This window comes from Pseudomonas sp. TH41 (assembly GCF_016650695.1).
Taxonomy (GTDB): Bacteria; Pseudomonadota; Gammaproteobacteria; order Pseudomonadales; family Pseudomonadaceae; genus Aquipseudomonas.
Window position 1 is genome coordinate 2,101,559 of the sequence record NZ_JAEKFH010000003.1, and the last position, 26,583, is coordinate 2,128,141.

Annotated in this window: 23 protein-coding genes; 11 read left to right on the plus strand and 12 right to left on the minus strand. The window is 59.1% G+C overall.

The annotated features are described in order from the left end of the window. Nucleotides 1-153 precede the first annotated feature (153 nt). The 5 genes from dsbA (at nt 154) to JFU37_RS12245 (ending at nt 6,328) form a co-directional block, all read left to right on the plus strand. Nucleotides 154-795 carry a thiol:disulfide interchange protein DsbA gene (dsbA, locus tag JFU37_RS12225; protein ID WP_201115539.1) on the plus strand — a complete coding sequence of 214 codons (642 nt, stop codon included), beginning with the start codon at nt 154-156 and terminating at the stop codon, nt 793-795. A 14-nt stretch (nt 796-809) separates the two neighbouring features. Next, nucleotides 810-1,688, plus strand: coding sequence for an endonuclease/exonuclease/phosphatase family protein (locus JFU37_RS12230; protein ID WP_201115540.1), 879 nt, complete (start codon nt 810-812; stop codon nt 1,686-1,688). Then, the gene (locus JFU37_RS12235) at nt 1,685-3,757 is read left to right on the plus strand and encodes a diguanylate cyclase (protein ID WP_201115541.1); all 2,073 of its coding nucleotides are present in this window, start codon (nt 1,685-1,687) and stop codon (nt 3,755-3,757) included. The genes JFU37_RS12230 and JFU37_RS12235 overlap by 4 nt, the downstream gene beginning before the upstream one ends. A gap of 102 nt (nt 3,758-3,859) precedes the next feature. Then, nucleotides 3,860-4,639, plus strand: a complete 780-nt coding sequence (locus tag JFU37_RS12240) for an N-acetylmuramoyl-L-alanine amidase (RefSeq protein WP_201115542.1) — start codon at nt 3,860-3,862, stop codon at nt 4,637-4,639. A 75-nt stretch (nt 4,640-4,714) separates the two neighbouring features. Continuing rightward, nucleotides 4,715-6,328 carry an EAL domain-containing protein gene (locus tag JFU37_RS12245; protein WP_201115543.1) on the plus strand — a complete coding sequence of 538 codons (1,614 nt, stop codon included), beginning with the start codon at nt 4,715-4,717 and terminating at the stop codon, nt 6,326-6,328. Between the two features lie 7 nt (nt 6,329-6,335). On the opposite strand, the gene JFU37_RS12250 is transcribed toward JFU37_RS12245, so the two are convergent. Both JFU37_RS12250 and algB read right to left on the minus strand, forming a co-directional pair. Then, entirely contained in the window at nt 6,336-8,126 is a 1,791-nt protein-coding gene (locus tag JFU37_RS12250; RefSeq protein ID WP_201115544.1) for an ATP-binding protein, read from the minus strand. A gap of 10 nt (nt 8,127-8,136) precedes the next feature. Then, on the minus strand, nt 8,137-9,483 hold the full coding sequence (gene algB, locus JFU37_RS12255; RefSeq protein WP_201115545.1) for a sigma-54-dependent response regulator transcription factor AlgB: 1,347 nt from the start codon (nt 9,481-9,483) through the stop codon (nt 8,137-8,139). Nucleotides 9,484-9,917: 434 nt separating this feature from the next. Between algB and JFU37_RS12260 the strand changes: the two genes are divergently transcribed. From JFU37_RS12260 to JFU37_RS12275, 4 genes are all read left to right on the plus strand, one after another. Continuing rightward, nucleotides 9,918-10,205, plus strand: a complete 288-nt coding sequence (locus tag JFU37_RS12260) for a hypothetical protein (protein ID WP_201115546.1) — start codon at nt 9,918-9,920, stop codon at nt 10,203-10,205. Between the two features lie 81 nt (nt 10,206-10,286). Next, nucleotides 10,287-10,451, plus strand: a complete 165-nt coding sequence (locus JFU37_RS12265) for a DUF1328 domain-containing protein (protein ID WP_008002172.1) — start codon at nt 10,287-10,289, stop codon at nt 10,449-10,451. Between the two features lie 842 nt (nt 10,452-11,293). Next, nucleotides 11,294-12,625, plus strand: coding sequence for a glutamate/aspartate:proton symporter GltP (gltP, locus tag JFU37_RS12270; RefSeq protein WP_201115547.1), 1,332 nt, complete (start codon nt 11,294-11,296; stop codon nt 12,623-12,625). A gap of 203 nt (nt 12,626-12,828) precedes the next feature. After that, nucleotides 12,829-14,058, plus strand: a complete 1,230-nt coding sequence (locus JFU37_RS12275; RefSeq protein WP_201115548.1) for a nucleoside recognition domain-containing protein — start codon at nt 12,829-12,831, stop codon at nt 14,056-14,058. 97 nt (nt 14,059-14,155) lie between these two features. On the opposite strand, the gene JFU37_RS12280 is transcribed toward JFU37_RS12275, so the two are convergent. From JFU37_RS12280 to JFU37_RS12320, 9 genes are all read right to left on the minus strand, one after another. Then, nucleotides 14,156-14,782: an ABC-type transport auxiliary lipoprotein family protein gene (locus JFU37_RS12280; RefSeq protein ID WP_201115549.1), complete on the minus strand. Its 627-nt coding sequence runs from the start codon at nt 14,780-14,782 to the stop codon at nt 14,156-14,158. Beyond that, complete coding sequence (locus tag JFU37_RS12285; protein ID WP_201115550.1) at nt 14,779-15,717, minus strand: MlaD family protein; 939 nt, start codon at nt 15,715-15,717, stop codon at nt 14,779-14,781. The genes JFU37_RS12280 and JFU37_RS12285 overlap by 4 nt, the downstream gene beginning before the upstream one ends. Before the next feature lies 1 nt (nt 15,718). Then, a complete protein-coding gene (locus tag JFU37_RS12290; RefSeq protein ID WP_201115551.1) occupies nt 15,719-16,522 on the minus strand; it encodes an ATP-binding cassette domain-containing protein in 804 nt (267 codons plus the stop codon). Then, nucleotides 16,519-17,667 carry an ABC transporter permease gene (locus JFU37_RS12295; protein WP_201115552.1) on the minus strand — a complete coding sequence of 383 codons (1,149 nt, stop codon included), beginning with the start codon at nt 17,665-17,667 and terminating at the stop codon, nt 16,519-16,521. The genes JFU37_RS12290 and JFU37_RS12295 overlap by 4 nt, the downstream gene beginning before the upstream one ends. 54 nt (nt 17,668-17,721) lie before the next feature. Further along, nucleotides 17,722-18,750 carry a DUF5924 family protein gene (locus tag JFU37_RS12300; protein ID WP_201115553.1) on the minus strand — a complete coding sequence of 343 codons (1,029 nt, stop codon included), beginning with the start codon at nt 18,748-18,750 and terminating at the stop codon, nt 17,722-17,724. 243 nt (nt 18,751-18,993) lie between these two features. Continuing rightward, nucleotides 18,994-20,382, minus strand: coding sequence for a M16 family metallopeptidase (locus tag JFU37_RS12305; protein ID WP_201115554.1), 1,389 nt, complete (start codon nt 20,380-20,382; stop codon nt 18,994-18,996). A 166-nt stretch (nt 20,383-20,548) separates the two neighbouring features. After that, nucleotides 20,549-22,207, minus strand: coding sequence for a Na/Pi cotransporter family protein (locus tag JFU37_RS12310; RefSeq protein ID WP_201115555.1), 1,659 nt, complete (start codon nt 22,205-22,207; stop codon nt 20,549-20,551). A 318-nt stretch (nt 22,208-22,525) separates the two neighbouring features. Then, nucleotides 22,526-23,293, minus strand: coding sequence for a TerC family protein (locus JFU37_RS12315; RefSeq protein WP_201115556.1), 768 nt, complete (start codon nt 23,291-23,293; stop codon nt 22,526-22,528). A gap of 85 nt (nt 23,294-23,378) precedes the next feature. Next, the gene (locus JFU37_RS12320) at nt 23,379-24,686 is read right to left on the minus strand and encodes a CitMHS family transporter (RefSeq protein WP_201115557.1); all 1,308 of its coding nucleotides are present in this window, start codon (nt 24,684-24,686) and stop codon (nt 23,379-23,381) included. Between the two features lie 418 nt (nt 24,687-25,104). Here JFU37_RS12320 and JFU37_RS12325 point away from each other — a divergent pair, with 418 nt between their 5' ends. Continuing rightward, on the plus strand, nt 25,105-25,506 hold the full coding sequence (locus tag JFU37_RS12325; RefSeq protein ID WP_201115558.1) for a GFA family protein: 402 nt from the start codon (nt 25,105-25,107) through the stop codon (nt 25,504-25,506). Here the strand turns inward: JFU37_RS12325 and JFU37_RS12330 are convergent, their stop codons facing one another. Then, entirely contained in the window at nt 25,507-25,833 is a 327-nt protein-coding gene (locus JFU37_RS12330) for a DOPA 4,5-dioxygenase family protein (RefSeq protein ID WP_201115559.1), read from the minus strand. A gap of 84 nt (nt 25,834-25,917) precedes the next feature. Here JFU37_RS12330 and JFU37_RS12335 point away from each other — a divergent pair, with 84 nt between their 5' ends. Continuing rightward, nucleotides 25,918-26,583 carry an NAD(P)-dependent oxidoreductase gene (locus JFU37_RS12335; protein ID WP_201115560.1) on the plus strand — a complete coding sequence of 222 codons (666 nt, stop codon included), beginning with the start codon at nt 25,918-25,920 and terminating at the stop codon, nt 26,581-26,583.

Sequence of the window (26,583 nt, forward strand, 5' to 3'; positions counted from 1 at the left end):
AACGCTCTATTAATCCGTCGCAGCAAGTATAAAAAGGGTGGCTTAGGCCGCCCTTTTTTGTGGCCGCTGCCGTTACACTACAGAACTCAAGCCCGCCATGATCTGTCTGAAAACAGGTCGCGCGAGGCGACCAAAATTGTCCAGGAGTAAAGCATGCGTAATCTGATCATCAGCGCCGCACTCGTCGCTGCCAGCCTGTTCGGCATGACTGCCCAAGCCGCTGAAGCACCCGCCGCACCCTACGTCGAACTGAGTAATCCGGTTCCGGTCGCCGTGCCGGGCAAGATCGAAGTCGTGGAGCTGTTCTGGTACGGCTGCCCGCATTGCTACGCATTCGAGCCGGTGATCAATCCGTGGGTTGAAAAACTGCCTTCCGACGTGAACTTCGTCCGTATTCCAGCCATGTTCGGCGGCCCATGGGATGCACACGGCCAGATGTTCCTGACCCTGGAAGCCATGGGCGTCGAGAGCAAGGTTCACGCAGCGGTCTTCAACGCGATCCAGAAAGAGCACAAGAAACTCGTCGACAAGAATGAAATGGCCGACTTCCTGGCCACTCAAGGCGTAGACAAGGACAAGTTCCTGGCGACCTTCGACTCCTTCGCCATCAAGGGCAAAATCGTGCAGGCTCGCGAACTGGCCAAGAAGTACGAAATCTCCGGCGTTCCAACCATGATCGTCAACGGCAAGTACCGCTTCGACGTGGGTTCTGCCGGCGGTGCCGAACAAGCGCTGCAACTGGCCGACAAACTGATCGACAAAGAGCGAGCGGCTAACAAGGCTGCCGCCAACTAAGCGCGGTAACTGCCATGCGCCGCTGGGGAACTGAACGCGTCGTTGGCCTGCATGATCCGCAGGTCAACGAACGTCACCTGGAGTCATCGGGTTTGCCCGCAGACAGCCGTTTGCGTTTGCTCAGTTTCAATATCCAGGTTGGCATCAGTACCGAGCGGTATCGGCACTACCTGACCCGAGGCTGGCAGCACCTGCTGCCGCACACCGGGCGCGCCGACAATCTGCAAAAGATCGGCAATCTGTTGGGCGACTTCGATCTGGTCGCCCTTCAAGAAGCCGATGGCGGCAGCCTGCGATCAGGTTACGTCAATCAAGTCGAGCACCTGGCCCAGCTCGGCGCGTTCCCCTACTGGTATCAACAACTCAATCGCAATCTCGGTCGCCTCGGCCAGCACAGCAATGGCGTGCTCAGCCGCCTCCGCCCGTGGGCAATTGAAGACCACCCGCTGCCGGGGCCCAAGGGTCGTGGGGCGATCCTGGTACGCTTCGGCGAAGGTCCGGAGGCGCTGGTGGTGGTCATGATGCACCTGGCGCTGGGTGCTCGCGCCCGCAGCTTGCAACTGGCGTATATCCGCGAGCTGATTGGCGGTTACAAACACCAGGTACTGATGGGCGACATGAACACCCATGCCAGTGATCTGCTGCAAAACTCCCCGTTGCGTGACCTCGGCCTGTTGGCCCCCCAACTGGAAGCGACCTTCCCCAGCTGGCGCCCGCAGCGCTGCCTGGACCATATTCTGCTCAGCCCGACCCTGACCCTTGAAAAGGTCGAAGTACTGGCCCAACCCATTTCCGATCACCTGCCGGTCGCGGTAGAGATTCGTCTGCCGGGTTCGCTCACGGCCGATGCATTGCCCGCGTTGAGTCCTGCCCTTCGCGGATCCCATGAATGAGCGACGAAACACAGCGTTGGAAAGAGAAGTACCTCAAAAGCATCGAACAACAGGAAAGGCTTGAGCGTCGATGGGATGCCCGGCTCGACTTGCTGCGTCGTGGATTGGTGCGCAGCACGTTGGCGGCGGAAGGCACCGACCGCGCCGTTGACCAATGCATGAAGGAAATGCGCGAGGTCGTGCGTACCGATGACATGGACGCCGGCCTGGCAGCCCTGATTCCGCGGCTGGAAAAAGCCGTGCTCGACTCCGAACAGCGTCGGGAAACCCGGGTCAACCAGACCAGCGCCGCACTGACCGCGCTGGTCGCTCAGTTGCAAACCTTGCCGCTGCCCCGGGAAGTGAGCCGACCGCTCAAGAATTTCGCCAAAACCCTGGACGCACGGGTCAGCCAGGCGCGCGAGATGCCGTTGCTGCTCAGCGAACTGAGCGGCCTGCAAGGCAAGGCCCTGAGCCAGCTAGAGCATCCGGCAGAACCCGACCGCCCAGGATTCCTGCAACGACTGTTCGGTCACCATGATGCCGATAACGCGACACCACAGGTCGCTACCCTCGCAGTGCAGTCTTCCACCGCACAACCTGTCGACGCCGCTCCGGCAGCTATTACAGCGGCACCGCTGGCCATACACGATGTCGCGCCCGCCCTTGATGTGCCGCAACCCGTGCGACCCACCGCCCACGTTGCCGAGTTGGAGCCACCGACAATCGAGATGCCACCTGCCACGACGCCGTCCCCGACAGTCGTGCCATTTGTCCCGCAAGTCGTTAAGCCAGACCCCCTCCGCACTGATGATTCCGAAACGCAGCCACAGGCAGACATAGAAAAGCCAGAGGGGCCGGTTCCCACTACCATTGAACCAGCGCCACAGCCCCCACTCGCAAGCAACCCGGATGAACTGACTCCGACGACGTCCCCCGACAGCCTGCCTCTGCCCACGACTGGGCCAGAGGCGTTGGTCGCTATCGAACCGGAACACCCCGCGGTTGATCCTTTGTACGCCCTTCCAGACTCGCCCGAGCCGTCCTACAGCTCGGTGGCCAAGCACATCGAGGACACCCTTTTGGGGCTGCTCGATGACCTGACGCTCCCCGAACGTCATCGTCCGCAAGCCGAGGCCATGCGTAATCGCCTGCAAAACGGTCTGAACTGGTACGAGTTGCTGCCGATCCTCGACGATCTTGCAACATTGATGCTGGCAATCAACGATAGCGGCCAGCACGAGTTCGAAGCCTATCTGCAACAGCTCAACGAACGCCTCGAGTCCTTCCAAAGCAATCTGCAAGCCGCCAGCGACGGCTACGCCGACAACCGTTCTGCCGCGCGCGAGATGGATACGCAGATTCGTGAGCAGGTCGACGGTTTACAGAGCAGCATGCAGGAAGCGGCGGACCTGGACGATCTCAAGCACGTCCTGGAAAACCATCTCGAAGGCCTGCTCGGCACGATGGACCATTACCAGAAACAACGCGACGAGCGCGAACATGAAGTCGCGACTCGTTTGCACAGTCTGGCCGAACGGGTGGCCCACATGGAGCAGGAAGCGCTGGGCTATCGTGAGCACCTCGAAGAGCAGCGGCAGAAAGCCTTGATCGACCCGCTGACCGGCCTTCCCAACCGTGCGGCCTGGACCGAACGGCTGGAACACGAAATCAGCGAGTGGCAGCAACACGGTAATACCCTGTTGCTGGCCATGCTCGACCTCGACCATTTCAAACGCATCAACGATAACTACGGTCACCTGGCGGGCGACAAGGTGCTGAAAATCATCGCCACCGTGCTGCGCAAGCGCTTGCGCGGGACAGACTTCATTGCCCGGTTTGGCGGTGAAGAGTTTGTGCTGCTGATGCCGGGCACGGCCCCCGCGGTCGGCATGAAACTGCTGGAAAGCCTGCGGGCGGCGATCGAGGCGTGCCCTTTTCACTTCAAGGGAGAGCCCGTCACCATCACTATTTCCATGGGCCTGACTGCATTCAAGCCCGGCGAACATAGCGACCTGGTGCTTAAAAGAGCCGATCAGGCGTTGTACCGTGCGAAACATGCTGGCCGTAACCGGGTGGAACCGGGCTGACGGTCAACTGTTCTATTTTGTGTAAAACACCACCTTTGCCCTCCGCATGCAAGGCAGTACGTTACACTGTTTCATTACTGTCTTGCGTGTACTGCCTCTGCCATGAAATTCCTTGCTCTCATTGTGTCGTTGATTCTACTGGCCGGTTGCGCCAGCGGCCCCCGCTTCGACACGAGTCATCCTTCAGTCAATCACGACAGTCGCATCCAGTTCGTGGTCGTGCATTACACCAATGCGTCACTGGAGCGCTCGCTGCAATTGCTGACCCATGGCGACGTCAGCAGCCATTACCTTATCGGCGACGACAAGAACGCCACTATCTACAAGCTGATCGATGAAAACCTCCGGGCCTGGCACGCCGGCGAAAGCGAATGGCAAGGCCGGACCTGGTTGAACTCCAGCTCCATCGGCATCGAAATTGTCAATCCGGGCTTCAAAGAAACGCCGACCGGGCGTCTGTGGTACCCCTACAGCGAAGCCCAGGTCCAGTCCTTGATCGTTCTGCTCAAGGACATCACCAAACGTTACGCAATCAGCCCGATCAACATCATCGGCCATAGCGACATTGCGCCCCTGCGCAAGCTTGATCCAGGCCCGCTGTTCCCCTGGAAACGTCTGGCGGCCGAAGGCTTGGGAATCTGGCCGAACGAGCAAGTTGTAGCGCGCCAGCAAGCACAATTCGAGGCTCAACTGCCAAGCATCAGTTGGTTCCAGACTCAATTGGCGCACTTGGGTTATACCACGCCGCAAACCGGTGAACTGGATGTAGCGACACGTCATGTGCTTGCCGCTTTTCAGATGCATTTCCGGCCTTCACGCTTTGACGGCACCCCAGACGCGCAAAGTGCGGCGCTCCTCCAGGTATTAAATCAGACAAAATAATGACGCCCGCCCGACGGTAAAGGCTTTTTCTCAATCAGCAGCTATAACTCATTGGTAATTCTTCGGATATTCCATATGCCTGCTGCTCGAGAGACATTTCGTAGTTGGTTCTATCGCCCTTGGTTTTTGGCGATGCTGGCTGCTGTGTTGAGCGCGTCACTGCTGATGGCCGGCAGCCTTTTCGTGGCAATGCACCAGGTCGAGCAAAACGAGAGTCAGGAAATGTACGCCCAAGGTGAGCGCTTTCTCGCTCGCCTGGAACAGCTTTTCGGGCAACTGCGCGAAAGCCTCGACGATTTGGAAGCCCAGCCGCTACGAGGCTGCGATGACGAAATGATCGCGACGTTGCAGCAGGTCAGTTTCAATTACCGCTTCGTTTACGAAGCGGCCTACATGGACGCCACACGGATCTGCTCAAACCGCCCCCGCCAGGAAGGGCTTTCGTTGACACGACAGCCGGACATCAAAGGCCCCACCTACAGCTATTGGTTAAACACCACGACCGAGCCCGATGAAAACCGGGCCGCGCTAATGCTTGGGCGCGGCAATTTTCGTGTCGCAACCTCTCGCGGGCATTTGACCGACATGGTCGACTTGTCACCGGGAAGCAGCCTGCTCGTGGTACTCGATCACGGCAAACGTGCGATTCCGGTACTCGGCACCACGCAAGTCTGGCCGCCGACCGAGCCTTGGCCGCCGAAAGGCAGTGATGCGCTGCAAGTCACGCAAACGCGCTTGATCTACCGCATGCCGACGAACAATCCGGGGTATCAACTGGTGCTGATCAGCCCGCGCAGCGTCATGCATATACCCGCAGTTTGGTGGTGGTTGCTGCCAGCCAGCCTGGCGTTGGCCGTGTGTGTGGGCTTTCTCGTATTTTTGCTGGTGCGTCAGCGTCAGTCACTGGACGCCGAACTCACTGGCGCGATACGGCGAGGCGAGTTGCAGGTGTTGTATCAACCGATCTTCGATCTCGACAGCCGCAACTGTGTCGGGGCAGAAGCCTTGCTACGCTGGCGAAGGCCCGATGGCACCCTTACCAGCCCGGATCTGTTCATTCCGATGGCGGAGAACACCGGCCAAATCCGCCAGATGACCGATTTCGTCTTACAGCGTCTGCTTGAGCAGCTCGGGCAATTGCTGCGAACCAATCCGCAGCTGTACATCTCGGTCAACCTGGCCGCTTGCGACGTCATGGTGCCGCGCATCGGCCAGGTGATGGCGCGCCTGCTGACCTTGCACAGGGTCGCGGCAAAGCAAATTGCCTTTGAGGTCACCGAGCGGGGATTGATAGATGTGGTGGTCGCTCGGGAAAACCTGCAAGCCTTGCGCGATGTCGGGCATCAGGTGCTGATTGATGACTTCGGCACCGGTTATTGCAGCCTCGCCTATCTGCAAACCCTGCCAGTGGATTGTTTGAAAATCGACAAGGCCTTTATCGACGCTCTAGGCCATGACGCCGCGAGCAGTGGTGTAGCCCCGCACATCATTCATATGGCCCACGCCCTGCAACTCAAGGTGATTGCAGAGGGCATCGAACACGAATCCCAGGTGACGTTTCTCAGCAGCGAAGGCGTGAAGTTTGGTCAGGGTTGGTTGTTCGCCCACGCGCTGAGCGCGGTGCAGTTCATCGAACTGATTACCCGTGGCCGCCGGTTGGCTAGACGACGACTGGATGACGAGGCCTGAAAACGTTTTATACCGCCAGCGCCATATAGAACTGAGTGCCCTGCCCCGGCCGCGAATAAACACCCATCCGCCCGCCGTGCAACTGCACGATTTCCTTGCACAGTGCCAGGCCCAGTCCGGCACCGCCCTTCTTGCGACCGACCTGGACAAAGGGCTCGAAGATCCGCCCCTGCTGGCCGTAGGCAATACCTTCGCCGTTGTCCTCGACGCTGATAATCACCCGCTCGCCGTGGCGCCGGGCCTGCAAGCGTATCTGCCCTTCGGGGGCAGTATGGCGTAACGCGTTATCAATCAGGTTATCCAGCACCCTGTCCAATTGGGCTTTATCGGCCTGCAACCAGGGTAATGGCCCCTGCACTTCAACCAATAGATTGATGCCCTTCTGGGCCGCCGGGTCGGCAAAACGCATTTGGGCCTGTACCAACAATTCCTCGATGGCGCATGGCGCCAGTGAGAGTTTCTGCAAGCCGTTCTGATAACGCGAGAAATTCAGCAGGTCGTTGATCAATTGCATCAAGCGCTGCATTTCTTCATTCACGGTGTCCAACAGGTCGGCTTCACGCGAATCCACGGCAAAGTGCGTGCGCTCGCGGAACAGGCCGAACGCCATGTGCATCCCGGTGACCGGCGTCCGCAGTTCATGGGAGGCGCGCAGCACGAATTCGCTGCGTACCCGTTCGAATGCCCGTTGTTCGGTGACGTCATGCAAGACCATCACGGCGCCAAGAATATGACCCTGCGTATGGCTGACCGGCGTCAAGCTGTAGGTCAGCAAACGCGACTCACCATCGACCTCGATGCTCAAGTCCTCCGGTGCGCGCTCAAGGGTCCCGCCTCGCAGCACCAGTTGCAGCTGTTCATCGAGCTCGGGCCGCTCAAGAGCGGCGCCCAACCCCTGACCCATGCGATCAGTGTCCCAGCCTAACTGACGCTGGGCTACCGGGTTGAGGTGTTCCAGATGGCCATCGCGGTCGATCATCAACAAACCATCGTCGATGCTGTCGAGTACGGCCTGCAAACGCTGCTGGCCGGCCAGAAGCTCATCAATATTAGTGGCCTGATGTTCTCGCAGCGCCTCGGCCATGATGCCAAAGCGCTTGGTTAACTGGTTCATCTCCACCGCCGAGGAAATCGGCAAGGTCACTTCGAAATTGCCTTGGCCGATGTTGTCCGCGGCTTGCGCCAAGGCCTCGATGGGTGCGCCAAACCGCCGAGCGATGGCGTGGGCGGTGACGAAGCCGATAATCAATACCGCCAACCCGACTAACCCGAGCAACCCGGCAATCAGCAGCGCTCGTTCTTGCGACTGGCGTTGCGTTTCGTTGATGTTATCCAGCGCTCGCTTGTGCTCGATAATCAACCCGTTGCGCAGCGCGTTGAATCTCTCCGTCAGTTCTTGATTGCCACTGAGCACATGGGTCGGATCGGGTGACAATTCCAACGCCTGCAAAAAACTCTGGTAATCATCCTTGGCCTGGATGAATCCATACAGGTTGCCTTCACCCCTTTGTTCATGGGCGATGCCTTCATCGAGCAACTGGAAATAATGTTGTTTGGACGCTTCAAAAGCCGCGGGGTCGGGCTTTTCGTTGAGCAGCAGGATTAGCTGATCACCCAATGTTTGACGCAGCTTGAGCCCCAGGTCCAGCGTGACAAAGTTATTGCGCAGCAGCGCATCCTGGCTCCCGGCCATCTGCATCACGCTGACCAGCCCAAGCAAGAGCCCGAGCAGCGCGACGGTGATCAATGCGGAAATACTCAGAAAAAGCCGGGTACGCAACTTCATCGCCAGTTTCATCGAGGCTGGCTCACAAGTTGTACTGCTTGCGTTTGCGATACAACGTCGAGGCGTCGATGCCCAGGGTCTTGGCCGCCTGGTCGAGGGTATCAGCGGTGGCGAGGACTGCGCCGATGTGGGCTTTTTCCAGTTCATCCAGGCTGAGCGCCGCGCCGATGCGTGGCGCGTTGTTGATCGGGGTTTCGGCCATGCCGAGGTGGCTGATCTCGACCCGCTCCTGTGGACAAATAATGCTCGCCCGCTCCACCACGTTGCGCAGCTCGCGGATATTCCCCGGCCAGCGATAACCGAGCAGCGCTTCGCGTGCTTCATCACTGAAACACCGTGCCGGACGCGCGTATTCCTTGACGAAACGGGCCAGGAAACGGTCAGCCAGGTTCAGAATATCTTCCCGGCGCTCACGCAGCGGCGGCAAGTGCAAGGTGATGACATTAAGGCGATAGAGCAGGTCTTCACGGAAACGGCCGTCGCGCACCATGTCTTCCAGGTTCAGGTTGGTGGCCGCGAGGATTCGCACATCGGCTCGGCGGGTCACCGGATCGCCAACACGCTCGTATTCTTTGTCCTGGATGAAACGGAGTAACTTTGGCTGTAACGTCAGCGGAAAATCGCCGATTTCGTCGAGAAACAGTGTTCCGCCGTCGGCCTGATTGACACGCCCAAGGGTGCTTTCGCTGGCACCCGTGAAGGCGCCACGGCTGTGGCCGAAGAGCTCGCTTTCCGTGAGTTCGGTGCTCAGGGACGGGCAGTTGATCGTGACGCAGGATTTCTTCGCGCGCTTGCTCCAGCCGTGAATGGCCTGGGACAGCTCACCTTTACCCGTGCCGGACTCGCCGAGAATCAAAATGTTGGCATCGGTGCTGGCGACCTGGCGGGCGGTTTCGAGTACGACTTTCATCGCCGGGCTGTGGGAATCCAGACCATCCTTGGGTTTACGAACTTCGCCTTCCAGAGCTTCCAGTCGCGCCGACAGTTGCCGTACTTCCAACTGCTTGGCGGTGGCGAGGCGCAACTGATCGGGACTGCAAGGCTTGACCAGATAGTCTGCGGCACCGGCCTGAATCGCATCGACCGCGGTATCCACGGCCGAGTGAGCGGTGACGATCACCACCCGCATCCAGGGTGCCTGAATGCGCATCTGAGCCAGAACATCGAGTCCATTGTCTTCGCCCAGACGCAAATCGAGGAAACACAGGTCGAAAACCTGCCGCTGCAACAATGCATCAGCCTGTGCCGCGCTGTTGGCGGTGGCGACGCTGTAGCCTTCATCCTCGAGGCAATAGCGGAAGGTGCGCAGGATGGCGGATTCATCATCAACCAGGAGAATGCGGCCTTGATGCTCAGTGGCAGATTCCATTTTCCTACGCTCCTTAAAGAATGATCTTAGGTTAGTCCCGGAAAAATCGGGCAAGTTGCATGGTTGATTCTGGTCGATTCAAGCCATTGCAGGGTAGCTCTCTCTTTGCCCTACGGCTAATAGCCTGATTTTGTTGGCTTTTCATCGCCAAGTCAGTTTTTAGGCAATTGCCTACGTCCCTGTGTGACATCTACGCCCTCCTCTCAATTCAAAAATAATCAAACTTCCTACAAATCTATCGTGCAATACGCACGACTTCAGAAGGGGCATCGTGCAGGATGCGTCCGAAACGATTTTCACCGACAAACTAAGCATTTGTTTTATAACGGTTTTTTTCCAATAAATAACTGGCATGCAGGCTGCAATGATCTGGGTAACCCGGGGCAAAAACAAACGCCCTAAACCCGATACCCCAGTGTGGGAGGAGCTTCAGGATGAGTCGCCAACGTGCCGCCCAGTTGCGTATCTCGCCACTGCATATCCAGCAAGGCTTGTTTGCTGTTCTGGCGCTATTGATCACCCTGATCGGCGGCCAGCAGTTTCAACGCTGGGAGCAGAGCCAACAGCAAGACGCGGTGCGAGTGTCCATTCAGCACCCGACTCAAACCCATTTCAGCGCCGCCAGCGCCAATCTCGCTGACAGCCCCCCGATGCGAATGATGGACGTCGACCAGGCCCAGCCTGTGGATGAGATGCCTCGCCAGGAACGTTGGGTGTTCTAAGCAAACGAACTTGGCGCGTTCGCTGCGCCGGGAAAAGCACCACGAGCATTACCTCTAAATAGAAGCGTAAGGAGAATCACCATGTTGAGCTGGGCAATCACATTCTTGATCATTGCCATCATCGCTGCCGTTCTCGGCTTCGGTGGTATCGCGGGCACCGCCACGGGTATCGCCAAGATTCTCTTTGTCGTGTTCCTGGTGATGTTTGTTGCTTCGTTCTTCTTTGGCCGTCGCGGCCGAGGCTGAACATGAGCGTTGGGTTAAAGACACTGGCAGCCGCCCCTGCTTGCGGGCGGTAGTGCCATGGCGAAGGCGGCCGATACAGGGCCTGTTGATGGAACAACTGACTAAAGATCCACACGGATACTGAATTCGTCACACGAAAGAAGCAGCATGGCTTCTTTCCATTGCGCTACCCGAGGACGGTAGACGCATGACCAAGGGGTCGGGACGTTCTGCCTGTTTCAGGGGCGGAGTGACCTACTGGTACAGGGAGTGCCTGCGCAAGGGCCGGGTCAGGTAAAAAAGCTGCCACGCAAGTTCGCCGAACCCTCATGGCTCGACGGACTTGCCAAGAGCTTATACGCGCAATGCGTTGAAATAGAGCGAACCGCTCGGATTCGCTACTTCACCTTTCAATCTTCTTTGATTCCCTTGAGAAATACTTTTCTCGAGGTGTCGCGCGCGACCGTACATCGAGAAAAATCGTCGACCTTTTGCCGCGCTTTTTCTCCACGTTGCGTGAGATTTCCCTGAAAAACGCCCGGCTCCAGCCTGATCAAAAAGTGCTCAATCTGCCCTGTGATGGCCGGTTCACGGCACTTATGCCTGCCGATATGTCGTATTCGAACCGGTTGGGACGGTAGTTTCAGTAAAAAGAGCTCATGCCGATTCGGCATAGGGTAGGCGTTTACGGCATTAGACGTTGCCTCCTTGCATCGGAATAGTTGCGCCTTTTTTCGCCTGCCAGAGAGCCGAAATCACGCGCTCCAGGGCACCTTATACGGGGGCAGGTGCACAAGACTTTTTCGCCACAAGCGTTCCAGTTCTTGCATCTGCCTGAGTCAAACGCAAGTAAGGGTAAAGATATGAAGAAGGCAAAGCTTAGCCTCGCCTGGCAGATCCTCATCGGTCTGGTATTGGGGATTGCAATCGGTGCGCTGCTCAACCATTTCAGCGCCGAAAAGGCCTGGTGGATCAGCAACGTCCTGCAACCAGCAGGCGATATCTTTATCCGTCTGATCAAGATGATCGTGATCCCGATCGTCATCTCCTCCTTGATCGTCGGAATCGCTGGCGTCGGCGACGCGAAGAAACTCGGTCGCATCGGCTTGAAGACCATCATTTACTTCGAGATCGTCACCACCATCGCCATCGTGGTCGGTCTGGTGTTGGCTAACGTGTTCCATCCGGGCACCGGCATCGACATGAGCACCCTGGGTACGGTGGATATTTCCAAGTACCAGGCCACGGCCGCTGAAGTTCAGCATGAACACGCGTTCATCGAAACCATCCTCAACCTGATCCCGTCGAACATCTTCGCGGCCATGGCCCGTGGCGAGATGCTGCCGATCATCTTCTTCTCCGTATTGTTCGGCCTCGGACTGTCGAGCCTGCAAGCGGACCTGCGCGAGCCGTTGGTGAAGATGTTCCAGGGCGTGTCGGAAAGCATGTTCAAGGTCACCCACATGATCATGAACTACGCCCCGATCGGCGTGTTCGCACTGATCGCGGTGACTGTGGCCAACTTCGGTTTTGCCTCCCTCATCCCGCTGGCCAAACTGGTGATCCTGGTTTATGTCGCCATCGCGTTCTTCGCCTTCGTGGTCCTGGGCCTGATCGCTCGCCTGTTCGGCTTCTCGGTGATCAAGCTGATGCGCATCTTCAAGGATGAGCTGGTGCTGGCCTACTCCACCGCCAGCTCCGAGACCGTGCTGCCACGCGTCATCGAGAAGATGGAAGCCTACGGCGCGCCGAAAGCGATTTGCAGCTTCGTGGTGCCGACCGGCTACTCGTTCAACCTCGACGGTTCGACGCTGTACCAAAGCATCGCGGCCATCTTCATTGCCCAGCTCTATGGCATCGACCTGTCCATCAGCCAGCAATTGCTGCTGGTACTGACCCTGATGGTCACCTCCAAAGGCATCGCCGGCGTACCGGGCGTGTCCTTCGTGGTGTTGCTGGCCACGCTGGGCAGCGTGGGTATTCCATTGGAAGGCCTGGCGTTCATCGCCGGTGTCGACCGCATCATGGACATGGCCCGTACCGCGCTGAACGTCATTGGTAACGCCCTGGCTGTGTTGGTCGTCTCTCGTTGGGAAGGCATGTACGACGACGCCAAGGGCCAGCGCTACTGGAACTCCCTGCCGCACTGGCGCAGCAAGGAAAAGCTGCCTGTCGGCGAAGCCTCCAGCAACTGACACACACCCTCTGTAGGAGCGAGCTTGCTCGCGATGGTGGGTCAGCCACATTGATTTCGCCTGATACACCATCGCGAGCAAGCTCGCTCCTACAATGGTTCAAGCCACCATAAGCCGCGCTAAACGAACCCCGGAGAAATCCGGGGTTTGTCGTTTCTGGCTACCCCGCTATCATTCGCCGCATCTTCCGGGGGATTTGACTGATGCTTAATGGCCTGTGGCTTGGCTTCTTCATCGTGGCGGCCGTATCGGCGCTGGCGCAGTGGCTGATCGGCGGTAACGCCGGGATCTTTGCGGCAATGGTGGAAAGCATCTTCGCCATGGCCAAGTTGTCGGTCGACGTGATGGTTCTACTCTTCGGCACCCTCACCCTCTGGCTGGGCTTTCTGCGGATCGCCGAAAAGGCCGGGATCGTCGACTGGCTGGCCAAGGCGCTGGGGCCGTTGTTCCTGCGCCTAATGCCGGAAGTCCCGCCCGGTCACCCGGCGATCGGCCTGATCACGCTGAACTTCGCCGCCAACGGCCTCGGCCTGGACAACGCCGCCACCCCCATCGGCCTCAAGGCCATGAAGGCGTTGCAGGAGCTCAACCCCAGCACAACGGTGGCGAGCAATGCGCAGATCCTGTTTCTGGTACTCAACGCCTCCTCCCTGACCCTGCTGCCCGTGACGATCTTCATGTACCGCGCCCAGCAAGGCGCACCCGATCCAACCCTGGTTTTCCTGCCGATCCTGCTCGCCACCAGTTGCTCGACACTGGTCGGTCTGTTGTCGGTGGCGTTTATGCAACGGCTGCGCCTGTGGGACCCGGTGGTGCTCGCCTATCTGATTCCCGGTGCCCTCGCCCTCGGTGGCTTCATGGCACTGCTGGCGACGCTCTCGTCGGCCGCGCTGGCCAGCCTGTCCTCGATCCTCGGCAACCTGACGCTGTTCGGCCTGATCATGCTGTTTCTGGTGATCGCCGCGTTGCGCAAGGTGAAAGTCTACGAAGCGTTTGTCGAAGGCGCCAAAGAAGGCTTCGACGTGGCGAAAAACCTGCTGCCCTATCTGGTGGCAATGCTCTGCGCGGTGGGTGTGCTGCGGGCGTCTGGCGCGCTGGATTTCGGTCTGGACGGGATTCGGCATCTGGTGGCCTGGGCCGGTTGGGACACGCGCTTCGTTGATGCCTTGCCGACGGCAATGGTCAAACCGTTTTCCGGCAGCGCTGCTCGGGCGATGTTGATTGAAACCATGAAAACATCGGGGGTGGACAGCTTTCCGGCGCTGGTGGCGGCGACGATCCAGGGCAGTACTGAAACGACCTTCTATGTGTTGGCGGTTTACTTCGGCGCGGTGGGGATCCAGCGGGCGCGGCATGCGGTGGGGTGTGCGTTGTTGGCGGAACTTGCCGGCGTTCTGGGCGCGATTGGCGTTTGCTACTGGTTCTTCGGCTAACCGAGAACCCTTGCTCGCGATGGTGTATCAGGCGAAATCAATGTGGCTGACCCACCATCGCGAGCAAGCTCGCTCCTACAGGGGGGGTGAGTCGGACTCAAGGTCTTGGTGGAGGCGCGACTTTCTGCCCTTGCTCAACCGCCCAACTCACGACCTGCGCCGTCAGCTGATCACTTGCCTGACCAAACCCAGCCACCACCGATGGCACCTGCACATCACTCAACGGCTGGTGTACTTCAAAACGGCGGCTGGCGAGGATTCGCTGGTCATAACCACGCACCAGCAACGCATCCAGTCGCACCACGACACTTGCCGTCGTGCCTTGGTACTCGGTCTGAAAGGCCTGCAGACTGCCGCCCAGCTCCAGATCCGCCTGGAAATTGCTGTCGTCGGTACTCAGCAACGTCACCCGGCCATCTCGCTGGAATCCGTCCAGCAGTCGATTGCGCAGCAGCACTGGCGCCGGGTCGCTCCAGCGTGAAGCTTTGTAGCTGCTGATCAGGTCGCCTTGCGGGATCACGGCGATTTTCGGGCTGTTCAACGCCTCGCTGGCCTGAGGTTTGGCCAGACGCAGCGACCAGCGCTGTGGGGTGCCGTGACTGGCCGACGCGCTGCTCTGTGCCGACGGCAATCGATAAACGTCAGACGGCTCGGCCTTGGGCAGAATCGAGCAGGCGCTCGTCAGCGCAATACTTGAGGCCAGGGCGAGATACGTCAGCTTCATGGCGTGAACTCCTTGTTCTTGTCATTGCCCAGCAAGTACCCGCTGGGGTTGGCTTCAAGGCGCTGGGAAATGGCTCGCAACGAGGTCAGGGTATCGCGCAGTTCGCGCACGGCAGGGGCCAGGCCATTGAGGCCTTGCATGCCGCTGTTGAGCGAGTCCTGATTGGTCGTGAGCAGCTGGTTGATGGTCGCGCTGCTCTGCTCCAGCGTCTTCATCGCCTGCTCGGCGCTGCCGAACATCTGCTTGCCCTGATCATTGAGCAAGCCATTGGCGTTGCGCATCAGCGCCGACGTCTGTTCCAGCATGGCGCCGGCTTGCTTGCCGACCGACGCCAGTTGCTGCATCGCCTGGCGGATATCGCCACGCTGATCGGCGATGGTCCCGGTGGTTTGCTCAAGGTGCTCAAGGGTTTTGCTGATGCGCTCGACGTTCTCCGTGGAAAACATCAGGTTGGCGTTTTGCATCAGCGTGTTCACGCCGGACATCAGGTCGTTGCTGTCGTTGAGCAACCGGGCGATGGGTGAGGGTGATGCGACAATCTCCGGCAGATTCCCGTCCTTGCCTCTTAACTTCGGACTTTGCGGGGTGCCACCGCTGAGCTGGATGATCGAAGTCCCGGTGATGCCGGTCAGCGCCAGTTTGGCCCGGGTGTCTTCCTTGATCGGGGTTTCGCCGCCCAGGCGGATCCGGGCAAGTACCCGACGCGGATCTTTCGGGTCCAGACGCAACGTCACCACGTCACCGACCTTGATCCCGCTGTACTGCACGGCGCTGCCCTTGGACAAACCACTGACCGCCTCGTTGAAGACGATTTCGTAATCCTTGAACTCGGTATCGACGCTGGACTTGGCCAGCCACAAGCCGAAGAGCAGGGCGCCTGCCACCACCATGACGGTGAACAGGCCAATCAATACATGATGGGCTCGGGTTTCCATGTCAGACCTCGTTCAACTGTTGAGCGGCCGTCAAAGCCGCGCGGCCGCGAGGGCCATGGAAGTATTGGTGAATCCACGCATCATTGGTTTCCGAGACTTTGTCGATGGCGTCCGCCACCAGCACTTTCTTCTGCGCCAGCACCGCCACCCGGTCGGTGATGGTATAGAGCGTGTCGAGATCGTGGGTGACCAGAAACACACTCAGGCCCAAGGCATCGCGCAGGGTCAGGATCAATTGATCGAAGGCTGCGGCACCAATCGGGTCAAGGCCGGCGGTGGGTTCGTCGAGAAACAGGATGTCCGGATCCAGTGCCAACGCACGCGCCAGCGCCGCACGCTTGATCATGCCTCCGGACAGCGAAGCGGGGTACTTGTCCGCCGCCGATAATGGCAACCCGGCCAAGGCCAGCTTCACCGCCGCCAAGTGCTCGGCGTCGGTACGGCTCAGGCCGGCGTGTTCGATCAGGGGCAGGGCAACGTTCTCGGTCACGGTCATTGAAGAGAACAGGGCGCCTTTCTGGAACAGCACACCGAAGCGTCGTTCGACCATCGAGCGCTCGTGTTCAGAGAGTGTCGGCAGATTCTTACCGAACACCTTCACCACGCCTTCGCTGGGCTGGCGCAAACCGACGATGCTGCGCAACAGCACCGATTTGCCACTGCCGGAACCGCCGACCACGGCAAGGATTTCACCCTTGTACAAATCCAGGTCGAGGTTTTCGTGCACGCTCTGCCTGCCGAAGCGATTACACAGGCCGCGAACTTCAATCACCGCCTCGGAGGGCGCTCGGGGTAGACGACTCACCAGCCGATCTCCATGAAAAACAGGGCGGCTACGGCGTCGATCACGATCACCACGAAAATCGACTGCACCACACTCGATGTGGTGTGGGCGCCGACAGACTCGGCGCTGCCGCTGACCTTGAAGCCTTCAAGGCAGCCGATGGCGGCAATCAGGAACGCGAAGATTGGCGCTTTGACGATCCCCACCAGAAAGTGTTGAACACCGATGTCGGTTTGTAACAGCGACAGGAACATCGCCGGCGAGATATCCAGCGATACCGCGCAAACCACGCCGCCGCCAACGATGCCCGAGAGCATCGCCAAAAAGGTCAACATTGGCAGCGCGACCAGCAGGGCCAGCACACGCGGCACCACCAATAACTCTATCGGGTCGAGGCCCAAGGTGCGGATGGCGTCGATTTCTTCGTTGGCCTTCATCGAGCCGATCTGCGCGGTGAACGCACTCGCGGTGCGGCCCGCCATCAGGATCGCAGTCAGCAACACACCGAATTCGCGCAGGAAGGAGAACCCGACGAGGTCCACGGTGAAAATACTCGCGCCGAAACTCGCCAGCACGGTGGCACCGAGAAACGCCACCACAGCGCCCACCAAAAAAGTCAGCAGGGCAACGATGGGCGCGGCGTCGAGGCCGGTCTGTTCGATGTGCGCCACCATCGGCGTGAGGCGCCAGCGTTTGGGGCGAAACAGTCCACGGGCGATGGTTTCCAGGATCAGGCCGACGAAACCGAGCAATTGAAGGGTGTCCTGCCAGACCGCGTCGACAGCGCGGCCGATACGGGTCAGCAGCTGAATGCCGACACTGATTTCCGGTTCCTTGACCGGTACGCAGAAGTCCGTCAGCGAACGGTAGACCGTCTGCAACAAGGCGCGGTCAGCAATGGACAGTGTGCAATCGGGATGTTCGGCGGATCGGCCCAAGCGCTCGGAGCCCAGCAACTCCACCAACAGCGATGCGCCGGCCGTGTCCAGCGCGCCGAGGCCATTGAGGTCGATGTGAGTGCTGTCGTCGTATTGGCCGTGAAGCTTTTCGCTCAGCTGCTTGAGATCGGCGTAATGGGCAAGCGTCCAGTCACCCGTTACCCGCAACTGCGCGGGGGAGTGAGAGGCGTCCAGTTGGGCATTGCCGGCCATTGTGCTGCTGGTCATAAGCTCCTTGCTTGCTCGACTGTTAGGCAGAACTACGTAATAGCACGAACCGCATTACTTTTCTTTGGCCGGTGTTCTCTCGGTGATCTTGAAGCGCAGAACCCCGATCACCTGGCCATCTTCGGTCAACACCCGGACCTGCCAGTCGCCGGCCGGATTACCCGGGAAATTCTGCTTGTGGGTCCAGGCCCGGTAGCCTTCCTTGCGCCCGCCGTGGATGTCCAGCGGAATGCGGTCGACTTCTTTACCGTTGAACTGCCACACATGATAAATGCGCTCGTCCAGACCGCGCGGGGCATTGATGGCGGTGTAGGCGTAGAGGCCACCGCCACGGATCTGATCGGCACTGACTTCGTCGAGGCTGTCACCGGGGCTACGGTCCTGCATTTGCGTGCTGATCGCCACGTCGGTCATCCACAACGTCGCCGGGGGCACCCACGAACGCAGCACCCAGCCAACGCCACCGATGCCCACCGTGATGCTTAAAATCGCCAGCGCGTTGCGCACGGTACGAATCGGGAAGATCGACGCCAGGCTCGGGAACGACAGCACGACGGCCGTGCCCAGTGCCAGTTTGAAACTTTGCGAGGTGGTCAGGTGCAGGATGACGGGCAGGGCGGTCAGCAGTGCCGCGAACAGCGTCAGCGTGTGCAACGCCAGGAACGCCCAGCGCCGGGGCGCCAGCCATTTGTAGTAGAGCGGGTCAGTGATGGAAATCAGCGCCGCAATCCCCAGCAGCCCGGTGAAAAACAACTGGCCGCTGTTCCAGGTGGTGGTGATGAAAAAAAACGGCAGGACGAAGAACAGGCTTTCCTGGTGAATCATTTGCGTGGCGTAACGCAACAGCGGCTGGGGAATTTCGCGCTTGAAGATCCTGGCGAACAGTTTGGTGAGGCTGTTTTCCAGCATCAGCCAGATCCAGCTGAGCACCATGATGATCGTGATCCAGGTCGCCAGGCCCTGTTGGCGGTCCACCAGAATGAAGCTGCCGACCCCGGAGATAAAACCACCGAGCGCAATGACCCCGGGATAGCGCTTCATCAATTCCAGGATGCGCTGTACAAAAAGGGTCAGGGTAGGCATTCGGCGATTCACAATAGTCGTAGGAAAAATCCTCGACAGGGTACCGCCCGCACGACAGCGTGGCGAGGGCCGCGATCCTGTTCAGAACCCTTGTAGTAGCTGGCGCAGCCTGCGTTCGGCTCCCTGTAGGAGCGAGCTTGCTCGCGAAGGTCGTGAACGATAACGCGTAAACTCAGATGCCCAGCGGCGCCCGTGAGTTTTTCGCGAGCAAGCTCGCTCCTACAGGGAGCCGAACGCAGGCTGCTACGTGGTTCGCGCTGTTCGGCGATGAACTCGCCAAGCCAGGAAGCCGAGCACAGTCAGGCCAAAGACCCCGGCAATCGTCCACATCAACTGGTCATAACTCATCAGCGGCCTCTCGATCCGCAGATACCCCGGTTGCAGGAGCAACTCACGCACGGCCTTGTTCGCCTCGTCCAGCGTCACGCTGCGCAGTTCCTTGGCCGGGTCGGTGAAACGGCCGTCCTCGTAGTCCCCGAGGGCGCTCCAGTAGTAATCGGCCATTGCGCTGTTGCCTTGTACGGCCCACGCCTGGCGGGCGATGGCGGCCTGTTTGAGGCGATTGAACGTGTCGGCATTCAGGCCGTTTTTGAGCAATTCGGCCTTCAACTCATCCAACACGTGTTCGGCCTCGGGCACATCGTCGCGCTCAAGGTCGGCGTTCAGGCTCATGAAGCCTACGCCGCCGAACACTTCGCGCTCCGCCCATGGGCCGTAGGACAAACCGTGAGCCAGACGCAACTGGCGATACAGCGCCCAGTCCAGATAGTCCTTGAGCACGTCGAATGTTTCGTCGTGTTGATCTTCCTGCACCGGTTCCGGCACCAACCAATGCAACTTGGCGCCGCCACCGACCAAGCCGTGAATCAGATTTCGCTCATGAGCCGCGCTAGCCTTGATCTCCGGTAGCGGCAAGTGATCGGTGGGGTCGATCGCTACCAGTGCGCCATAGGCCCGTTCCAGATAGGCCGGCAGCAGCCGCTCGAGATCACCCACCACGATCAGCGTCATGTTGTTGGGTGCGTACCAGTCCTTGCGTACCTTCTCCAATTGTTCGCGGGTCAGGTGATCCACTTCCGCCCGCTCGGGGCATTTGAGGCCCAGTTCCACCGCCAGTTGATTACTCGCTGTGTGCCCCAGGTCCTGGCGATCCAGCCAACGTTGCAGGTGTGAGTAATGGCCGCCGTCTTCGCGCTCGACCACTTGCTTGGCGGCGTTGATTGCGTTGTCGTCGATTCGGGTCTGCGTCAGCAGTGCCAGCAGCAGATCAAGGACTTTGCGCTGGTTTTTCGCCGGGGCCTCGATGACGAACGTCGTGTCGGCGTTGCTGGTGTACGCGTTCCACTCACCGCCCAAGGCCTGCATGCGTTCTTCCAGACCGCCTTCACCGCTGGCATCGATACCGCTGAACAGCAGGTGTTCGAGCAGGTGCGGCAGCTCTTTGTCTGCGCAATTGAAGTCATCCAGACCAACGCCGACCACCAGACGAATCGCTACATGCCCGTGCTCGGTGCCGGGTTTGAGCAGCAATTGCAGGCCATTGGGCAAGGTATAACCTTCGACCTGAAAGCGATCCAGGGCGAATGAGGGGAATGAACCGATCAGCAGACAAACGAACAACAGACAACGCATAACGAGTTTCCAGTCAACCAATCGGAGATCCGTGTTGTCAGTCCTGGCGCCTTCGCGAGCAGGCTCGCTCCCACATTTAAAACGCATTCCTCTGTGGGAGCGAGCCTGCTCGCGAAGAGGCCTTCAGGCTGAACCACTGTAACTGACTGACCACACTGCCAGACGTTCAAGGCGAATGTGTGATGTCAGCCAAATCGTCGGCAGCCAGTGCGCCGGTATCGGACGTTTCCAGCACCGCATAAGCGCTGCTGCAGAACAGCGAATTAAGACGCTTCATGTCCGCGATCAGCTCCAGGTGCAACGAACTGGTCTCGATACTTTGCACGATCTTACGTTGCAATCGGCTGACGTGAGCATGGGCCAGGCGGCGTTCCTGTGCGCGAAAGCGACGTTTTTCACGCAGCAACAGGCGGGCGCTTTCCTTATCGGCGCTGAGGAACACCGACAACCCCAGGCGCAGGTTGGCAATCAACTGACTGTGCAGCCCCGCCAATTCTTCCAGGCCGACCTCGGAAAAAGATCGGCGCTGCGACGTTTTCTGCTGCTGAACCTTGCGCAGCATGCGTTCGATCAGGTCGCTGGCGAGTTTGAGGTTAATCGCCAGTTCGATGATTTCCGCCCAGCGCCGACTGTCCTGATCGCTGAGGTCTTCCCGGGGCATTTGCGCCAGGTACAGCTTGATGGCGCTGTAGAGCGCCTCGACATCGTCGGTCAGACGGCGCATTTCCTGGGTGACGGCAGTCTGTTTACCGTGCAGCACGTCGAGCATGGCTTGGAGCATGTTATCGATCAGGTCGCCCATGCGCAGGGTTTCCCGCACGGCGTTGGCCAGTGCCAAGCTGGGTGTGTCCAGCGCCGTTGGATCAAGATGCCGGGGCTTGGCCATTCCGTTGGTTTCCGGGCGCTCCGGCAACAGCCACGCACACAGCCTGGCCATCAGCCTGACGCTAGGCAGCAGGATCAGGCAACGCGCCGTGTTGTAGAGCAGGTGAAAGCCGATGACCATTTCCTGAGGGCTGAAATCGAGGCTATCGATCCAGTGCACCAACGGGTCGAGGACCGGAATGATCAGCAACAGACCTATCAGCTTGTACAACAGGCTGCCCAATGCAACCTGTCGACCCGCCGCGTTCTGCATACTGGTACTCATAAACGCAAGAACACCGCTGCCGATGTTGGCGCCGATCACCAGGCCGATGGCGACGGGCAAGCTGATCACACTGGCGCCGGCCAGAGTCGCAGTCAGCAGGACGGCAGCCAGGCTGGAGTAGGAAATCATCGCGAATAGCGCGCCGACCAGGGCATCGAGCAGAATGTCGCCGGTCAGTGACGCGAAGATTACTTTGACCCCTTGGGCGTGGGTGATCGGCGCGGCAGCTTCGACGATCAGTTGCAACGCCAGAATGATCAGCCCCAGGCCGATGCTGACCCGGCCCATCTGCCCAAGTCGGGTTTGTTTGCGGGACAGGAAGAAAATCACCCCGAGGAAGATCAGCAGCGGCGACAGCCATGACAAATCGAACGTCAGTACCCTGGCCATCAACGCCGTACCGACGTCGGCTCCCAGCATGGTTGCCAGGGCCGGGGTCAGCGCCATCAGGCCCTGACCGACAAAAGAGGTCACGAGCATGGCCGTCGCGTTGCTGCTCTGGACCATCGCGGTCACGACGATCCCTGCAATGAACGCCAGCCAGCGCCTGGACATATTCTGGCCGATGACATGGCGCAGGTTGGAACCGTAGACCCGCAGGATGCCGGTTCGGACGATGTGCGTGCCCCAGATCAACAAGGCCACGGCAGATAACAAATTGAGCAGGGTGAGCATACTGGCCCCCTGTGGTGGTAGCGCCCCAAAGGGACAAGTTACGGTGCCGCGCTTTTTCTACGTTCTGTACTTAAGCTGTAGTTGGCTAACGGTCTGCGCGCCAGCATCGCACAGCTAAAGACGCGATTGAAACAAAACCGTCATGAAAACAGGTTCATGCAGATGTGCAAAAGGGGCCATAAGGCCCCCGTAATACTACGTAGGAGCGAGCTTGCTCGCGATGGGTTCGAAGACTCCGCGTTTAACCTGTTACCACGCGTTTTCGTTAACGACCATCGCGAGCAATCGAGCGTCGACCGGCTGCTCCTACAAGAGCGGTTACTGGCCCGGAATGTCCTTGCGCAGTTTCACCGGGTCTTGCTGTTTCTTCTTTTTCGCGATCGCGGTGCGCATCTTGATGTTGATCGCTTCAACCGCCAGGGAGAACGCCATGGCGAAGTAGACGTAGCCTTTTGGCACGTGCACGTCGAAGGCTTCAGCAATCAATACGGTACCGACGATCAACAGGAACGACAGTGCCAGCATCTTCAGCGACGGGTGCTTGTCGATGAACTCGCTGATGGTGCCGGAAGCCCACATCATCACCAGCACGGCAACAATAATCGCCGCGACCATGACCGGTACGTAGGACACCATGCCCACGGCGGTGATGACCGAGTCCAGCGAGAACACAATGTCGATGATCGCGATCTGAATAATGGTGTAGAAGAAGTTACCGCCCTTGCCGCTCGGCTCGTCGCTGGTTTCGTCTTCACCTTCCAGCGCGTGGTACATCTCTTGCGAGCTCTTCCACAGCAGGAACAGGCCACCGAAGAACAGGATCAGGTCACGCCCGGAAATGCCCTGGCCGAACACAACGAACAGATCGGCCGTGAGGCGCATGACCCAGGTGATCGACAGCAGCAACAGAATCCGAGTGACCATGGCCAATGCCAGGCCGAAAATCCGGGTGCGGGCCTGCATGTGCTTGGGCATGCGGCTGACCAGGATCGAAATCATGATGATGTTATCGATACCCAGAACGATTTCCAGGGCGGTCAGGGTAAAGAAGGCAACCCAGATTTCAGGGTTGGTCAGCCATTCCATGTGTATTCCTTTGAGGATGTGTTAAACCACGAAGGGCCCGGGCTTCAAACAGCAAAGCCTGGACCCGTCGTGGTGAGTCTTGAGTTTATAGCGTGCTGAACAGCGGAAAAATCCCCATCAGCAATGCTGCAACCAGTATGCACATGCACACCAGCACGGCCCATTTCAGGGTAAAGCGCTGATGGTCACCGAAATCGATACCGGCCAGGGCCACCAACAAATAGGTCGATGGCACCAGCGGGCTCAATAAATGGACGGGCTGACCAACGATCGAGGCACGTGCCATTTCCACCGCGGTTATACCGTAATGACTGGCGGCCTCGGCAAGTACCGGCAACACGCCGTAATAAAATGCATCGTTCGACATGAAGAACGTGAACGGCATGCTCACCAGCGCGGTGATCACGGCCAGATACGGGCCGAGGAAATCCGGGATGACGGCCAGCAGGCTTTTCGACATCGCGTCGACCATGCCAGTGCCGGACAGGATACCGGTGAAGATACCCGCCGCAAAAATCAAACCGACCACCGCCAGCACGCTGCCTGCGTGGGCCGCTACGCGATCCTTCTGCTGTTGCAGGCAAGGATAGTTGACGATCATCGCGATACTGAACGCCACCATGAACAGCACTGGCAGTGGCAACAGGCCCGCGATCAGGGTGCACATCAGCGCCAGGGTCAGCGCGCCGTTGAACCAGATCAGCTTCGGACGGCGGGCGTCAGGGAACTGCGAAACGGTGATTTCGCTGTGGTCGATTTCATCGCCGACCAGGTGCAATTCACCCAGACGGGCACGCTCGCGTTTGCCGTAGAAGTAGGCAATCGCCAGAATCGCGACCACGCCGGCCAGCATCGCAGGAATCATTGGCACGAAGATGTCGGACGGGTCCACATGCAGCGCACTGGCCGCACGGGCCGTCGGGCCGCCCCAGGGGGTCATGTTCATCACGCCACCGGCGAGGATGATCAAACCGGCCATGATCCGTGGGCTCATGCCGATGCGGCTGTAGAGCGGCAGCATGGCAGCCACGCAGATCATATAAGTGGTCGCGCCGTCTCCATCGAGGGAGACGACGAGCGCCAGTACGGCGGTGCCGACCGAAACTTTCAGCGGGTCACCCTTGACCAGCTTGAGGATCTTGCGCACGGCCGGGTCAAACAGGCCGGAGTCAATCATCAGGGCGAAATACAAAATGGCGAACATCAGCATCACACCGGTCGGCGCGAGCTTGGTGATGCCTTCGAGCATCATCGGTCCGATCTTCGGTGCAAAGCCACCGAACAGGGCGAAGATGATTGGAATGATGATCAGGGCGATCAGCGCGGACAGGCGCTTGGTCATGATCAGGAACATGAACGTGATGACCATGGCAAAGCCAAGGAAAGTCAGCATGGGAAAACTCCAGGCGTAGCGCGGCTAGGGAATGGGCGAACCGGGTGGGTCAGCGCAAAACGGGGAGCACAAGGCGTACGGGCGGAGTGACAGCGAAGCGGCGGGTAGCAAAGGACATCAGGATCACCATTGTTGTTGTTAAATGGGCCGTGCGAGCCGTCAACACTCGCTTTAGCCAACCGGTCTGTTGCCGGCAGTGGGGGCGATCCTAATCGCGCAAGCTTTCAGCCAGCTTTCGCCGGTGAAAGGATTGACCGGTTGTGCAACCGGTCGTCGGACCGAGTTAGTGAGATAGATTGAGTTGACGCCTTCGCGAGCAAGCCCGCTCCCACAGGTAGTTTTGTGTACGACACAGACCAAGTGTGGGAGCGGGCTTGCTCGCGAAGGCGTAGGTCAATACACATCAGGAGGGAAGGTCATGAGCGAATTTCACACCGGCGGCTGCCACTGCGGGCATCTGCGCTATCAATTCAGCGGGCCGCTGCACGACATCGCCCACTGCCATTGCTCGATTTGCCGGCGGGTCAGCGGTGGAATCGTGACGACCTGGATTACCGTTCCGGCGTCAGCTTTTGAATGGGTAAAAGGCACGCCGGCGCAGTACGATTCTTCATCAAGCTGCGTACGTTATTTCTGCCCGACCTGCGGGGCGCAACTGGCGTTGACGACACGTCTGAGCCCCGTGACCATCGACGTGACCATCGCAACGCTCGACCACCCAGAGCAGGCTCCGGCCGAACGACACATCTGGACTGACAGCCGATTGCCTTGGCTACACCTGGACGAGCACCTGCCGGGCGAAGCCGAAGAAAGCCTCTGATCAAAAAATAGACAGGTCCAGTGGCCGAATCGCGCCCATCCAGATCGCATGTTCAGTGTGGTCGAGCAGATCGTCACCGGTATCCGGGTGCAGGAACACCACCAACCCCTTGCGGTTGAGCGCCAGCCACGGCAGTACATCGCCGATCAGTTCAGGTCCGAATGCCAGTTGGCAGCTCCAGTCCGGGTGCGGTCCCACCGGGCGCTCATGCACGCGGCCCATCTTCAGCGGGAACAATTGAGCCGCCTGCTCACATAAGGTTCGCGCCTGATCGATCGTGCTGGCGTTAAAATAGACATGGGCGTGGTAGCCCTTGATCGAATGCATCTGAAGCCCTCTATAACCCGGTCGAACCCTCATCGTTTCCTACAGGTCACACGCCATATAAGTAGGAAAGAACGGAGCCCCGCCATGAAAAATGCCGAAACCCCGGTGGTGAAAGTGGTGCTTTATGGTGCCATGAGTAGCCTGGGCAGTGCGCTGATGGCTGAAATGCTGCACCGCCAACATGAAGTGATCGCGATTCTCGATGACCTGACAGCGCTCGCGCCGCGCCCGGGTTTGCGGGCCAAGACCGGCGATTTGTTCAATGCCGAACGCGTAAAGCAAAGTGTCGCGGGCTGTTCGGCGGTGATTTGCCTGTTAGACGCGCCCGGGTTGCCATTCGCCAGTGAGCATGTGGAAAAAACCATCGTGCCGGGCCCGGTCGAGCAAGTGCTGGCCGTGGATGCACTGATCGATGGCATGCAGGCGGCAGGCATTACCCGGCTGTTTCTGGTGGGCGATTTCGAGGTACTGGACGATCCGGAAATAGAGGATCAGTTGCAACGCCACGCCGCCGAGGAAATCCGTGAAGCCCTGCAAAGCAGCACCTTGCATTGGACGCTGGTGAATGCACCACACAGCGTGCCGGGCCTGACCATCGAACATTTCAGCCGGGTCAGCAGCAGCCTGGAGCCAGGCCTGGTCGAACCGATTGAGCGGTTGCATCGGGTGGCGGTGGGGGTTGCCGATGAGCTGCGGCTGAACCTGCACGTCGGGGAGCATGTGAATTTCGTTGCGACTTCAGAGCAGTAA